Source organism: Micromonospora sp. WMMB235 (assembly GCF_001855515.1).
Classification (GTDB): domain Bacteria; phylum Actinomycetota; class Actinomycetes; order Mycobacteriales; family Micromonosporaceae; genus Micromonospora; species Micromonospora aurantiaca.
In genome coordinates this window covers 1112212-1126384 of sequence record NZ_MDRX01000001.1, presented here as the reverse complement: position 1 = coordinate 1126384, position 14173 = coordinate 1112212, and the positions used below count along the sequence as shown (strand labels likewise).

The 14173-nt window shown below is 72.5% G+C and carries 12 protein-coding genes; 9 read left to right on the top strand and 3 right to left on the bottom strand.

Features of this window, described 5'->3' with window-relative positions:
* The first annotated feature begins 23 nt into the window (after positions 1-23).
* Entirely contained in the window at positions 24-593 is a 570-nt protein-coding gene (locus BFV98_RS04815; RefSeq protein ID WP_071095088.1) for a GNAT family N-acetyltransferase, read from the top strand.
* A 53-nt stretch (positions 594-646) separates the two neighbouring features.
* Here the strand turns inward: BFV98_RS04815 and BFV98_RS04810 are convergent, their stop codons facing one another.
* Together BFV98_RS04810 and BFV98_RS04805 are read right to left on the bottom strand one after the other, a co-directional pair.
* Positions 647-1468, bottom strand: a complete 822-nt coding sequence (locus tag BFV98_RS04810; RefSeq protein WP_071098752.1) for an MOSC domain-containing protein — start codon at positions 1466-1468, stop codon at positions 647-649.
* 10 nt (positions 1469-1478) lie between these two features.
* Positions 1479-3107 carry an acyl-CoA dehydrogenase family protein gene (locus BFV98_RS04805; RefSeq protein WP_071095086.1) on the bottom strand — a complete coding sequence of 543 codons (1629 nt, stop codon included), beginning with the start codon at positions 3105-3107 and terminating at the stop codon, positions 1479-1481.
* 178 nt (positions 3108-3285) lie between these two features.
* Here BFV98_RS04805 and BFV98_RS04800 point away from each other — a divergent pair, with 178 nt between their 5' ends.
* Genes BFV98_RS04800 through BFV98_RS04770 form a run of 7 tightly spaced genes read left to right on the top strand, consistent with a single transcriptional unit; the run spans position 3286 to position 11139 of the window.
* On the top strand, positions 3286-4824 hold the full coding sequence (locus BFV98_RS04800; RefSeq protein ID WP_071095084.1) for an ABC transporter substrate-binding protein: 1539 nt from the start codon (positions 3286-3288) through the stop codon (positions 4822-4824).
* Positions 4824-5768: an ABC transporter permease gene (locus BFV98_RS04795; RefSeq protein WP_013476859.1), complete on the top strand. Its 945-nt coding sequence runs from the start codon at positions 4824-4826 to the stop codon at positions 5766-5768. Before BFV98_RS04800 ends, BFV98_RS04795 begins: the two co-directional genes overlap by 1 nt.
* A complete protein-coding gene (locus BFV98_RS04790) occupies positions 5765-6646 on the top strand; it encodes an ABC transporter permease (RefSeq protein WP_071095082.1) in 882 nt (293 codons plus the stop codon). The genes BFV98_RS04795 and BFV98_RS04790 overlap by 4 nt, the downstream gene beginning before the upstream one ends.
* Complete coding sequence (locus BFV98_RS04785) at positions 6643-7665, top strand: ABC transporter ATP-binding protein (protein WP_071095081.1); 1023 nt, start codon at positions 6643-6645, stop codon at positions 7663-7665. The genes BFV98_RS04790 and BFV98_RS04785 overlap by 4 nt, the downstream gene beginning before the upstream one ends.
* On the top strand, positions 7662-8696 hold the full coding sequence (locus BFV98_RS04780; RefSeq protein WP_013286245.1) for an ABC transporter ATP-binding protein: 1035 nt from the start codon (positions 7662-7664) through the stop codon (positions 8694-8696). Before BFV98_RS04785 ends, BFV98_RS04780 begins: the two co-directional genes overlap by 4 nt.
* A 10-nt stretch (positions 8697-8706) precedes the next feature.
* Entirely contained in the window at positions 8707-10494 is a 1788-nt protein-coding gene (locus BFV98_RS04775; RefSeq protein WP_071095079.1) for a gamma-glutamyltransferase family protein, read from the top strand.
* Between the two features lie 48 nt (positions 10495-10542).
* Positions 10543-11139: a DUF6368 family protein gene (locus BFV98_RS04770; RefSeq protein WP_013286247.1), complete on the top strand. Its 597-nt coding sequence runs from the start codon at positions 10543-10545 to the stop codon at positions 11137-11139.
* A 46-nt stretch (positions 11140-11185) separates the two neighbouring features.
* Here the strand turns inward: BFV98_RS04770 and sthA are convergent, their stop codons facing one another.
* Complete coding sequence (sthA, locus tag BFV98_RS04765; RefSeq protein WP_071095077.1) at positions 11186-12589, bottom strand: Si-specific NAD(P)(+) transhydrogenase; 1404 nt, start codon at positions 12587-12589, stop codon at positions 11186-11188.
* A gap of 82 nt (positions 12590-12671) precedes the next feature.
* Between sthA and BFV98_RS04760 the strand changes: the two genes are divergently transcribed.
* A complete protein-coding gene (locus BFV98_RS04760) occupies positions 12672-14150 on the top strand; it encodes a M1 family metallopeptidase (RefSeq protein WP_071095075.1) in 1479 nt (492 codons plus the stop codon).
* Positions 14151-14173: the final 23 nt, after the last annotated feature.

Here is a 14173-nt window from a genome sequence, read left to right as displayed (position 1 = left end):
TAGGTTCCTCCTACCATCGCCCGATGACCCACCCGGCGTACCCGCTGCGCACGCCCCGGCTGCTGCTGCGCCCGGTCACCCTCGGCGACCTCGACGACGTGCACGCCTGGCAGCGCCGCCCGGACGTGGTCCGCTGGATGGCCGGCGCCGCGCCGCGTACCCGGGCGGAGTCCCTGGCGTCGGTGACCGCGATGGCCGGCGAGGACGCGCTGCGCGCGGAGGGCGACTGCCTGACGCTCGCCGTGGTGCGCGACGCGCGGGTGATCGGCGCGGTCGAGCTGGTGTGGCGCAGCGCCGCGGACCGCACCGCCGAGCTGGGGTACGTGTTCCACCCCGGCCACGGCGGCCGGGGGCTGGCCACGGAGGCGGCCGGCGCGCTGCTGGACTGGGGTTTCGGCGGGTTCGGTCTGCACCGGGTGGTGGCCCGCTGCCACGCGGACAACGAGCCGTCGGCCCGCCTGATGGCCCGGCTCGGCATGCGGCGGGAGGCGCGGCACGGGCGCAGCTACCGGTTCCGGGACGGCTGGGCCGACCAACTCGTCTACGCGATCCTGGCGGACAAGTGGCGGTCCCGGCCGGTCAGGTCGGGCTGACCGCGCTCAGTCCACCCGCCCCGGCGAGCAGCACGGTGTCGAACGGCGGGCGGTCATGTCGCCTCGCACTCGTCGCCGGCCCGGATCTCGCCGGTGCTCAGCGGGACCAGGCGGACGCCGAACCACGTCTTGCCGTCGTAGCGCCGGTGCCGGGCCAGCGTGCGGATCGGCTCCTTCCCGGTCGCGAGCGTCTCCGGGTCGATGAGCGTCACCGAGCAGCGGTCGCAGCGTTCGGACACCCGGAAGTCGACGGCGCCGATGCGTACCCGGCTCCAGCCGTCCTCGGCGAACGGTTCGAACGGCCCGTCCAGCACCACAGTCGGGCGGAACCGGGCCATCGCCGGCGGCTCCGGCGCGGGCTCGCCGCGTTCCAGCGCACCCTCGACGATCCAGTCCCGCAGCCGCCGCAGCGACGGCGCCGTGGCGACCAGCAGCGGCCCGGCGTCGGACAGGTTCAGCGGATCGCCGGGCCCGCCGCCGTGCTCGGCCGACATCGGCCGGCGGCGCGGATCGTCCAGCCAGGCCAGCCGTACGGGCCGGCCCAGCCGCGCGGAGAGCCAGTCGTGGGCCTCGTCGGCGGCGAGCCGGACCGTGTCCAGCCGGGACACGTCCGTGGCGACCGGCGGCCCGTCCACCGGCTCGGCGACTGTCAGCGACGACCCGTCGCGGGCGGTGAGCGTGATCGACCCGGAGCCGGGCGCGGCGGTCAGGCCGAGCAGCGCCGGCAGGTCGGTCGAGCCCAGTTTGCGGCCGTCCGGGCGCAGCACCAGCCAGCGGCGGTCGTGACGCAATCCCCACGGCTGGACATCGGCCCGGTCGACGTCGACGCCGCCGAGGGACTTGACCGGATACAGGTGTACCGAGGCGAGTCGCATCACCACACCCTCAGCCGATCTTGGGAGTGGCGCGGTCGATGATCGCGGCGAGGTCCAGTCCGCCCGGCAGCGTCCCGTACGCCTGCCCGTGGTCGCCGTCGAGCCGGGACGCGCAGAACGCGTCGGCGACCGCCGGGTGGCCGTGGCGCACCAGCAGCGCGCCCTGGAGCACCAGCGCCAGCCGCTCGACCACCCGCCGGGCGCGCAACTCCAGGTCGGTGTGGTCGGCCAGTTCGTCGCGCACCCGGCGCACCGCGGCGTCCAGCCGGGCGTCCGCGCCGGCCGCGGCGGCCACCTCCGCCTCGTACGCGGCGAGCACCTGCGGTTCCCGGGTGAGCGCGCGCAGCACGTCGAGCGCGGCGACGTTGCCGGAGCCCTCCCAGATCGAGTTCAGCGGCGACTCGCGGAACAGCCGCGGCATGCCGGACTCCTCCACGTAGCCGTTGCCGCCCAGGCACTCCAGCGCCTCGGCGGCGTGCCCCGGCCAGCGCTTGCACACCCAGTACTTGCCGATGGCGAGGGCGAGGCGCTTGAACGCCGTCTCGCCGTCGTCGCCGCGCGCGGACCGGTCGGTCGCGCCGGCCAGCCGGACCATCAGGACGGTGGCCGCCTCGGACTCCACCGCCAGGTCGGCCAGCACGTTGCGCATCAGCGGCTGGTCGGCCAGGTAGTCGCCGAACGCCCGCCGGTGGGTGGCGTGGTGCACGGCTGTGGTCACGCCGTGGCGCATCCCGGCCGCCGCGCCGATCACGCAGTCGAGCCGGGTCAGGTTGACCATGTCGATGATGGTGCGCACGCCCCGGCCCTCGTCGCCGACGCGCCACGCCACCGCGTGCTCGTACTCGACCTCGGCGGAGGCGTTGGAGCGGTTGCCGAGCTTGTCCTTGAGCCGCATCAGCCGCATCGGGTTGCGGGTGCCGTCGGGCAGCACCCGGGGGACCAGGAAGCAGGTGAGACCGCCGGGCGCCTGGGCGAGGGTGAGGAACAGGTCGCACATGGGCGCCGAGGTGAACCACTTGTGCCCGACGAGCCGGTAGCTGCCGTCCGGCTCGGGCCGGGCCGTGGTGGTGTTGGCACGGACGTCCGAGCCGCCCTGCTTCTCGGTCATCGACATGCCGGCGAGCAGGCCGCGCTTGGTCTGCGGCGGGCGCAGCCCGAAGTCGTACTCGCGGGTGGTGAGCAGCGGCTCGTACCGGGCGGCCAGGTCCGGGCTGTGCCGCAGCGCGGGCACCGCCGCGTAGGTCATCGAGATCGGGCAGCCGTGCCCGGCGTCGGGCCGCCACAGGTAGAAGCCGGCCGCGCGGGCCACGTGCGCGCCCGGCCGGTCGTCGGCCCACGGCGCGGCGTGCAGGCCGTGACCGACTGCGGTACGCATCAGCTCGTGCCAGGACGGGTGGAACTCCACCTCGTCGATGCGGTGGCCGTACCGGTCGTGGGTGCGCAGCACCGGCGGGTGCTCGTTGGCGAGCCGACCGTGCTCGGCTGCCTCCTCGCCACCGGCGAGCCGGCCCAGCTCGTGCAGCCCGGGCAGCGCCCAGCCGGCGCCCTCGCGGGCCACCCCGTCGCGCAGCGCCGGGTCGTCGGCGGTGTCGTGGCCGACCATCGGCGGGACCTGGTTGACGACCTCGTGTGTGGTCACGGCGGCAACTCCCAGCGCTGGTGGCGGATCGGGTCGGGGCCCGGATTGAACCACCGTTCACTCCGCACCGGCAAGCGGCGGCCGACCAGTCACTTTGGCGGTATTCGTTGACATCATCCCGCTCGGGGAGAAGACTCGCCGAAACTTTCTTTTGTCCGGGAAGTGGCTAGGGGGGCCTGTGTCCAGGAAAAAGCTCGGTGTGCTCGGTGCCGCACTCACACTGACCGTCGGCGTCCTGTCCGGATGCACCGGCGGCGAGGCGGTCGACGTCGGCGGCGGGGGGAACGCCGGCGGCGCCGGTGGTGTCCTCAACGCCGCGATCGGCGGCGAGCCGGACCAGCTCGACCCGCACAAGACCTCGGCGTATTACAGCTTCCAGGTGCTGGAGAACGTCTACGACACGCTCGTCGAGCCGGACGCCGACCTCAAGATGGTGCCGTCGCTGGCGACGAAGTGGACCACCAGCAATGACCAGCTCACCTGGACGTTCACGCTGCGCGAGGGCGTCAAGTTCTCCGACGGGTCGCCGCTGACCTCCGAGGACGTCGTCTACTCGTACGAGCGGATCATCAAGGAGAAGCTGAACAACGCGTACAAGTTCGCCACCGTCAAGTCGGTCACCGGGCCCGACCCGGCCACAGTGGTGGTGACGCTCAGCGCGCCCACGCCGAACCTGCTGGCCAACCTGGGCGGCTTCAAGGGCGTGGCGATCGTGGAGAAGTCCAACGTCGAGTCCGGCGCGGTGAAGACCGCGCCAGTCGGCAGCGGCCCGTTCAAGGTGGCCGGCTACACCTCCGGCGACAGCGTCAAGCTGGTCCGCAACGACTCGTACTGGGGGGAGAAGCCGAAGCTGGACGGCGTCACGTTCACCTTCGTCAAGGACCCGACGGTGGCGTTGCAGAACCTGCGCAGCGGCCAGGTCCAGTGGACCGACAACCTGCCGCCCCAGCAGGTGAAGTCGTTGCAGGACGGCGACGACCCGGTGGTGAAGTCGGCGGCCTCCACCGACTACTGGTACGTGGCGCTCAACGAGGCCCGCAAGCCGTTCGACAACCCCGAGGTGCGGCGCGCCATCGGCTACGCGCTGGACCGCGAGGCGATCACCAAGGCGGCCAAGTTCGGGCTCGCCACCGTCAACCAGACCGCGATCCCGAAGGCCAGCGCGTTCTACTACGACTACGCGCCCTACAGCCACGACCCGGGCAAGGCGAAGCAGATGCTCGGCCAGGCCGGCGTGAGCAACCTGACCATGGACCTGATGGTCACCAGCGAGTACCCGGAGACGGTCACCGCCGCGCAGGTCATCGCCGCGCAGCTCAAGGACGTCGGCATCACCGTCAAGATCCGTACGCTGGACTTCGCCCAGTGGCTCGACGAGCAGGCGAAGGGCAACTTCGACGGGTTCATGCTCGGCTGGCTCGGCAACATCGACCCGGACGAGTTCTACTACGCCCAGCACCACAGCGGCGGCACGTTCAACTTCCACAAGTACAAGAACCCGGCGGTCGACAAGCTGCTCGACGACGCCCGTACCCAGACCGACCAGGGCGTCCGCAAGCAGGCGTACGAGCAGGCGGCGAAGCAGATCGTCGACGACGCCAGCTACCTCTACCTCTACAACCCGGACGTGGTGCAGGGCTGGTCGAAGAAGGTCTCCGGCTACGACGTGCGCACCGACCGGGCGATCCGGTTCCGGTCGGTCGCCCTGGCCAAGTGATGGCCCGCTTCGTCCTGCGGCGGGTCCTCCAGTCGGCGGTCGTGCTGGTCGGCGTCACGCTCGTGGTGTTCCTGCTGCTGCAACTGGTGCCGGGCGACCCGGTCCGGGTGGCGCTCGGCACCCGGTTCGACCCGCAGACGTACGAGGCGCTGCGCGAACGCGCCGGCCTCGACCAGCCGCTACCGGTGCAGTACGCCAGCTACCTGGGGCACGCGCTCACCGGCGACCTGGGGGTCAGCTTCCGCACCGGCCAGCCGGTGAGCCAGATCGTGCTGGAACGGCTGCCCGCCACGCTGTCGCTCGCCGTCACCGCCGTGGTGTTCGCGCTGCTCGTCGCGTTCCCGCTGGGCATCGTCGCGGCGGTCCGCAGCGGCTCGGCGGTCGACCACGCCGCGCGCGTGTTCAGCCAGTTCGGCGTCTCCGTGCCGGACTTCTGGATGGGCATCATGGGCATCCTGCTGTTCGCCGGGGTGCTCGGCTGGCTGCCACCCTCGGGCTACGTGGCGCTGACCGACGACCCCGGCAGGTGGGCCACCCACGTGGCGCTGCCGGCGGTCACCGTCGGCCTGGTCACCGCGTCGATCCTCACCCGGTTCATCCGTTCCTCCGTGCTGGAGGTGCTTTCCGCCGACTACGTGCGGACCGCCGAGGCGAAAGGGCTGCGCAACCGGGTGGTGATCGTGCGGCACGTGCTGCGCAACGCGCTCATCCCGGTGGTCACTGTGGTCGCGGTGCAGCTCGCCAGCCTGCTCGGCGGCGTCATCGTGATCGAGGTGCTGTTCGCCTGGCCCGGCATCGGCCGGCTCACCTTCGACGCCGTGCAGGCCCGCGACTATCCCGTCCTGCAGGGCGCGGTGCTGCTGGTGGCGGCGTTGTTCCTGCTGGTCAACCTGCTGGTGGACATCCTCTACGCCCGCCTCGACCCGAGGATCACGGTCAAGTGAGCGCCACGACCGAGAGCACCGGACGCCGCGTCCTGGACGCGCTGCGCCGTGACCCGCTCGCCGTCGGCGGCACCATAGTGCTCGTACTGCTGGTGGTGGTCGGTGTGGCCGGCCCGTGGCTGGCGCCGGCCGGCGTGAACGACGTCGACGTGGACCAGATGCTGCGCCCACCCAGCGGCGCGCACCCGTTCGGCACCGACGAGCTGGGCCGTGACGTGCTCAGCCGGGTGCTCGTCGCCGCCCGCGTGTCACTGCAGGTCGGCGCCGTCAGCGTCGGCATCGCGCTGGTCGCCGGCGTGACGTTCGGACTGTTCGCCGGCTACTACCGGGGCTGGCTGGACAGCGTGCTCATGCGCTGCATGGACGTGCTGTTCGCGTTCCCGGTGCTGCTGCTGGCGGTCGCCATCGTGGCGGTGCTCGGCCCCGGCCTGCTCACCGCCATGGTCGCCATCGGCGTGGTCTACACGCCCATCTTCGCCCGGATCACCCGCGCCGGCGTGCTCTCCGTACGCGAGCAGGTGTTCGTCCGGGCCGCCGTCTCCATCGGCGCGTCCGACCTGCGCATCATGCGCCGGCACGTGCTGCCGAACATCGCCGCGCCGCTGATCGTGCAGACGTCGCTGTCGCTGGCGTTCGCGATCCTCTCCGAGGCCGCGCTGTCCTTCCTCGGCCTCGGCATCCAGCCGCCCGCGCCGGCCTGGGGCCGGATGCTGTTCGACGGGCGCGGCTTCGTCACCGACGCGTGGTGGCTGGGCGTGTTCCCGGGCGCGGCGATCTTCCTCACCGTACTGGCGTTCAACCTGGTCGGCGACGCGCTGCGCGACGTGCTCGACCCGCGCCAGCTCACCCTGGGCGAGGCCCGCAGGAGCACCCCATGAGCGAGCGCACCGAGCCCATGCCGAGCCAGCGCCGGCACCCCACGACCGACTCGACGGTGCTGTCAGTGGACGACCTCACCGTCACAGTCGGCACCCGCCGCGGCCCGGTCCGTGCCGTCGCCGGGGTGTCCTGGCAGGTGCGGCAGGGGGAGACGTTCGCGCTGGTCGGCGAGTCCGGCAGCGGCAAGAGCATGACCCTGCTCGCCGCCACCGGCCTCGCCCCGCGCGCCGCCACAGTCACCGGCCGGGTCCGGCTGCTCGACACGGAGCTGACCGCGCTGCCCGACGACCGCCGCCGCAAGGTACGCGGCCGGCACGTCGGGTTCGTCTTCCAGGACCCGATGACCTCGCTCAACCCGGTGCTGCCGGTGGGCCGGCAGGTCACCGAGGCGGCCGAGGAGCACCTGGGGCTGACCCGCCGCGCCGCCCGCGACCGGGCGGTGGAGCTGCTGGAACTGGTGGGCATCCCGTCGGCCGCGCGGCGCGTCGACGCGTACCCGCACCAGTTCTCCGGCGGCATGCGCCAGCGCGTCGCCATCGCCATGGCGCTCGCCTGCGAGCCGGACCTGCTGATCGCCGACGAGCCGACCACCGCGCTTGACGTCACCACGCAGGCGCAGATCATCGAACTGGTCGCCGACCTCCAGGCACGGCTGGGCACCGCCGTCGTCTGGGTCACCCACGACCTGGGCGTGGTGGCAGGCATCGCGGACACCGTGGCGGTCATGTACGGCGGGCGGATCGTCGAGCAGGGCCCCGTCGACGCGGTGTTCGACACGCCCACCCATCCGTACACCCGGGCGCTGCTGGCGGCCCGGCCGGACCCGTCACGCCGCGGCGAGGACCTGGTCGCCATCCCCGGTTCGCCGCCGAGTCCGCTGGACCTGCCGCCCGGCTGCGCGTTCTGGCCGCGCTGCCCGGTACGCGCCGATCCCCGCTGCGAGCACGAGCTGCCCCCGCTGACGCCGGTCGGCGACGGGCACACGGTCCGCACCTTCTACCGTGGAGAGGCCGGATGAGCGCCGACACCCCGGACGTGGTCGCCGAGCTGGACGACCTGAAGGTGCACTTCCCGACCCCGGCCGGAACCGTCCGCGCCGTGGACGGCGTCAGCCTCGCCGTACGCCGGGGCGAGACGCTCGGGCTGGTCGGCGAGTCGGGCAGCGGCAAGTCCACGGCCGGCCTGGCGCTGCTGCGGCTGGTCGACCCGACCGCCGGACGGGTCCGGGTGGCCGGCGCGGACGTGACCCGCTGGTCGCGCCGCCGCCTGCGCGCGACGCGCCGCCACGTCGCGATGGTCTTCCAGGATCCGCAGGCGTCGCTCGATCCACGCCGGACGGTCGGCGACAGCATCGCCGAGCCGCTGATCGTGCACCGGCTCGCCACGTCCGCCGCCGCCCGGCGGGACCGGGTCGCGGAGCTGCTGGACCTGGTCGGTCTGCGCGCCGACACCGCCGGCCGGTATCCGCACGAGCTGTCCGGCGGCCAGCGCCAGCGCGTCGGCGTGGCCCGGGCGCTGGCCGGCGAGCCGGACCTGATCGTCCTGGACGAGCCGATCGCCTCGCTGGACCTGAGCGTGCAGGCGCAGATCATGAACCTGCTCCGGCACCTGCAACGCGACCTGGGGCTGACCTACCTGTTCATCGCGCACGACCTGGCCGCCGTCGAGCACATGAGCGACCGGATCGCGGTGATGTACCTGGGCCGCATCGTCGAGACCGGCCCACCCGAGCGGATCTACCGGCACCCGGCGCACCCCTACACGGCGGCGCTGCTCTCCGCGGTGCCGGTGGCCGACCCTCGCGTCGAGCGGGAGCGCCGCCGGATCGTGCTCACCGGCGACATCCCGAGCCCGGTGGACCCGCCGAGCGGTTGCCGCTTCCGTACCCGATGTCCGCAGGCCCGCCCCGCGTGCGCCGAGACCGATCCGGCGCTCGCCGAGGTCGGCACGGGCCACCACGCGGCGTGCCTGTTCCCGCTCGACGGCGACCGGGACGGCGGCGTGGGGGAGGCCGCGACGACGCACGCCGACGCCGCCGGCACGCCGTAGGCTCGCGCCCATGGCGTTCACCACCCGGCCGACGTTGCGCGGCACGTTCGGCATGGTCTCCTCCACGCACTGGCTGGCCAGCCAGTCCGCGATGGGCGTGCTGGAACGCGGCGGCAACGCCTTCGACGCCGCGGTGGCCGCCGGGTTCGTGCTGCACGTCGTGGAGCCGCACCTCAACGGCCCGGCCGGCGAGGTGCCCGCGGTCCTCGCCACCGCGACCGACCCCACCCCGCGGGTGCTGTGCGGTCAGGGCCCGGCCCCTGCGGCCGCGACGGTCGCGCACTTCCGGTCGCTCGGCCTGGACCTCGTGCCGGGCGCCGGTCCGCTCGCCGCCGTCGTGCCGGGCGCTGTCGACGCCTGGCTGTTGCTGCTGCGCGACCACGGCACCCGAACGCTCGCCGAGGTGCTGGAACCGGCGATCGGCTACGCCGCCGCAGGCCATCCGCTGGTCGGCCCGGCCGGGCAGACCGTCGCGCGGGTCCGTTCGCTGTTCACCGACCACTGGCCGACCTCCGCGCGCCTCTGGCTCCGCGACGGCCGCCCGCCCGCGCCGGGGGAGATGGTCACCAACCCGGCGTACGCGGACACGCTGCGCCGCCTCGTCGACGCGGGACGGGCCGCCGGTGCGGACCGGGAGGCGCAGATCGAGGCGGCCCGGCGCGCCTGGCGGGAGGGTTTCGTCGCCGAGGCGATCGACGTGTTCAGCCGGCTGCCGTTCCGCGACTCCAGCGGGCGTGCGCACGCCGGGCTGGTCACCGGCGACGACCTGGCCGGATGGTCGGCCACCTGGGAGGAACCGGTCACGCTGGACTGGCACGGGCACACGATCGCCAAGACCGGCTTCTGGGGCCAGGGCCCGGTGCTGCTCCAGACGCTCTCCATCCTGGACGCGCTCGACGACCCGCGTGTCCACGACCCGTCGAGCCTGGAGGGCATCCACGCGCAGGCCGAGGCGCTGAAGCTCGCGTTCGCCGACCGGGAGGCGTGGTACGGCGACACCGACGTGCCGGGCTCCGCGCTGCTGTCGGCCGGCTACGCCCGTGCGCGGGCCGCGCTGGTCGGCGACCGTGCCGACACGACGCTGCGTCCCGGCAGCCCGGCGGGCGAGCCGCCCCGGCTCCCGTCCCACCTGCACACCGACGTGGGTCGCGGGGCCGTCCCGCAGGATCCGAGCACCGGCGAACCCACGGTACGGGCGGACGGCGTGACCCGCGGCGACACCTGCCACGTCGACGTGGTGGACCGGTGGGGCAACATCATCTCCGCCACGCCCAGCGGCGGCTGGCTGCAGAGTTCACCTGTCATCCCGGAGCTGGGCTTCCCGCTCGGCAGCCGGTTGCAGATGTGCTGGCTGGAGGAGGGGCTCGCCTCCACGCTGCGGCCGGGGCGGCGTCCGCGTACCACGCTCAGCCCGACGCTCGTGCTCCGCGACGGCGAGCCGGTGATGGCCTGCGGGACGCCCGGTGGCGACCAGCAGGACCAGTGGCAGCTGCTGTTCCTGCTGCGGCACCTGGCCGGCGGGCAGGAGTTGCAGGAGGCGATCGACGCGCCGACGTGGCACACGACGAGCTTCCCCGCGTCGTTCTATCCACGCGAGGTCGAGCCGGGCGTGCTGGTGCTGGAGGACCGGATCGACGGCGACGTGCTGGCGGGCCTGCGCGCAAGGGGCCACACCGTCCGCCTGTCCGACCCGTGGAGCCTGGGCCGCATGTGCGCGGTGACGCGCGACCGGCGCACCGGGGTCCTCTCCGCCGCGGCGAACCCCCGAGGCGCCCAGGGCTACGCCACAGGCCGCTGACCCACCCTCCCCTGAGCGCGGCCGTGGGCGTACGGGCATGATGGGGCCGTGGCCGGGCCCTGTGTCGCAGTCCTGCTGCCCGATCCGTGGACCGCTTCGCATGTCGAACTGTTCCGGGTCTGGCTGGCGGAGGCGCTCACCAACCAGACCGGCGACTGGTGGCTGCTCCGAGAGCCGTCCCGCTTGGGCTGGCAGGCTGAGTCACCGGTTACCGGGCCGATGCTGGTCGAGCCGGATGACTGGGACGTGGAGGATCCGGACGAGGCAACATTTCTGGCGCGCGCCGCCGGGTTCCGGCCCGCGACAGAGGTCGTTCTGGCCTCGGCGACGAACGGCGTGGACGACCACCGGTTCCTGGCGCATCTCGCGGTAGCGATAGCGCACCGGTACGGCGGCCTGATCGATCTCACCGGTCCACTACCGGTCCCACCTCCGGCGAGAGTCCGCGTCCTCGATGCCGTCGAGGCCGGTACCGGGATCGAGGAGTGGTGGGCCGGATCCCGGGAGACCCTCAGGATGCTCGGCGGGGCATGGCACGAGATCCCCTACGTGGCCGCCGGTGGCACCCGGCACATCTACCACGTCGTCGAGCCCGATCTCCTGACAGTGTGGTTGACGCATCCACAATTTCGCATGGTGAAGTAGCGCGACGAGTCTGGCGACGTCGAGCCGGCCCAGGGAGAGGGCAGGGTCAGGTGTCGATCCGGGTGATGTTGCGGATCTTGTTGGCGGCGTCGAGGGCGGCCACCTTGTACGCCTCCGCCAGCGTCGGGTAGTTGAAGACGGCGTCCAGCAGGTAGTCGACGGTGCCGCCGCAGCCCATCACGGCCTGCCCGATGTGGACGATCTCGGTGGCGCCGGTGCCGAACACGTGCACCCCGAGCAGCCGCCCGTCCTCGGGTGAGACCAGCAGTTTCAGCATGCCGTACGAGTCGCCGACGATCTGCCCCCGGGCCAGCTCCCGGTAGCGGGCGATGCCCACCTCGAACGGGACGGACGCATCCGTCAGCTCCTCCTCGGTCTTCCCGACGAAGCTGATCTCCGGAATGGTGTAGATGCCGATCGGTTGCAGGTCCGACATGCCGCGCGCCGGTTCGCCGCAGGCGTGCTGGGCGGCCAGCCGGCCCTGTTCCATCGAGGTGGACGCCAGCGCGGGGAAGCCGATCACGTCGCCGACGGCGTAGATGTTCTCGACGGTGGTGCGGTAGTCGGCGTCGACGGTGATCCGGCCCCGGTGGTCAGCGGTGAGCCCGGCCGCCTCCAGCGCGAGGTCGTCGGTCTGCCCCTGCCGCCCGGCCGAGTACATCACCGTGTCGGCAGCGATCTTCTTGCCGCTGCGCAGGACGCAGAGCGCGGCGCTGCGGTGCTTCTCCACGGCGGCCACCTCCTCGCCGAAGCGGAAGGTCACCGACAGGTCCCGCAGGTGGTACTTCAGGGATTCGACGATCTCCTCGTCGCAGAAGTCGAGCATCCGCGAGCGGCGCTCGACCACTGTCACCTTGGTGCCGAGCGCGGCGAACAGGGACGCGTACTCCATGCCGATCACCCCGGCGCCGACGACGACCATGCTGCGCGGGACGGCCTGAAGGTTGATGACGCCGTCGGAGTCGACGATCGTCCGGTCGTCGAAGTCGACGCTGTCCGGGCGGGCGGGGCGGGTGCCGGCGGCGATGACCGCCTTGTCGAAGCTGACCCGGGTCTCCCGGCCGGAGCCGGCGTCGACCCAGACGGAGTGGGCGTCGGCGAACCGGCCGGTGCCGGTGATCAGCGAGACCTTGTTGCGGGCCAGCTGGTTGCGGATGACGTCGGTCTGCCGGGTGATCACGTGCTGGGTGCGGGCGGCCAGGTCGGCGACGGTGATGTCCTCCTTGACCCGGTAGCTGCTGCCGTAGAGGTCGCGCTGACTCAGCCCGGTCAGGTAGAGGACCGCCTCGCGCAGCGTCTTGGACGGCACGGTGCCGGTGTTGATGCACACCCCGCCGAGCATGTCGCGGCGGTCCACGATCGCGACGCGGCGGCCCAGCTTCGCCGCGGCGATCGCCGCCTTCTGTCCACTCGGTCCGGAGCCCAGCACCAGCAGGTCGTAGTCATACACGAGCGCCAGCCTCGCAGGGTCTCGCAACCCGCGCCAGCCGAGACGCCCCCACGAAGATCGATCACTGCCGTAGGGTGCGCTGATGCGCCGCCCCGTAACCCTGATCATGCTCCTCGTACCGTTGCTCGTCGCCGGGTGCACCACCGCTCCCGCCACCCCGGCCGCGACCCCCTCCGCCTCCACTTCGCCGAGCCCGACCGCGCCCGCCGTCGACTACGCCGCCTGGCAGGCGGGGCGGTCGACGCCGGTGGCCGACCCGGTCTATCCGGCCCGGGGCACCGACGCGCTGGACGTCCTGCACTACGACCTCGCGCTGGAGTGGGCGCCGTCGACCACCACCCTCACCGGCACCGCCACGCTGCGGATCCGGCCGGTGAAGGACGCGCCGAGCCTGGTTCTCGACTTCATGCCCTACCAGCTCGACAGCGTCACGCTGGACGGCGCTACGGTTCCCGGCGCGGTGGCGAAGGAGAAGCTGACCGTGTCCGCCCCGGTGGTGGCGGACGAGCCGGTGACCCTGGTGGTCACCTACCACGGCCGGCCGAAGACGACCCCGATGCCGTCGCACCGCAAGGACACCGAGGCCCTGGGTCTCACCGTCACCAAGGAGGGCGACCTCTGGACCATGCAGGAGCCGTTCGGGGCGTTCACCTGGTACCCGGCGAACGACCAGCCGTCGGACGAGGCCCTCTACGACATCCGGGTGACAGTGCCGGCAGGCTGGTCCGCGATCGCCGGCGGCACGCCCGCCGGTCAGTCCGGCACCACGTTCAGCTACCGGAGCACCGACCCGGTCGCGACCTACCTGACCACGCTCGCGGTGGGGAAGTACCAGAAGCTGACCGCGGCGGGGCCGCGCGGCGTGCCGCTGACCTACTGGTACCGCAAGGGCGCGGACGACAAGCTGCTGCCGTACCTGAAGAAGTCCCCGCAGTACCTGGCCTGGCTGGAGAAGAAGTTCGGTCCGTACCCGTTCCCCTCCGGCGGCGTCGTGGTGGTGGACTCGGCGTCGGGCATGGAGACCCAGCAGATGATCACGATGGGCCGGAAGATCGAGAACACCACGGCCCGCCGGGACCGCTGGGGCAGCGATCTGCTGCACGAGTACGCCCACCAGTGGTTCGGCAACTCGGTCACGCCCACCACCTGGACGGACCTGTGGCTGAACGAGGGCTGGGCGAAGTACATCCAGGACCTGTACACCAAGGAGACGCTGAAGCTCAGCGAGGCCAGCCTGGACCGTTACCTGCGCGAGGGTGACGCCGTGCTGCGCAAGAAGCTGGGTCCGCCCGGCCGGCCCGACCCGAAGCGGTTCGCCGAGGGGAACGTCTATCTGTGCCCGGCGGCGATGCTGCGCGAGATCCACCGGACGGTCGGCGACGCGGCGTTCTTCGCGCTGGCCCGCGCCTGGGTCCAGGAGCAGCGCAACACGCCGCAGGACCGGGCCTCGTTCATCGCCTTCGTCAACAAGCAGACGGGCCGCGACTTCACCGCGCTGATCAACGCCTGGCTGGACTCCCCGACCACGCCGAAGAAGATCACCCCGAAGAAGATCGCCTGACCCGGCGCGGGCCCCGCCCGTCC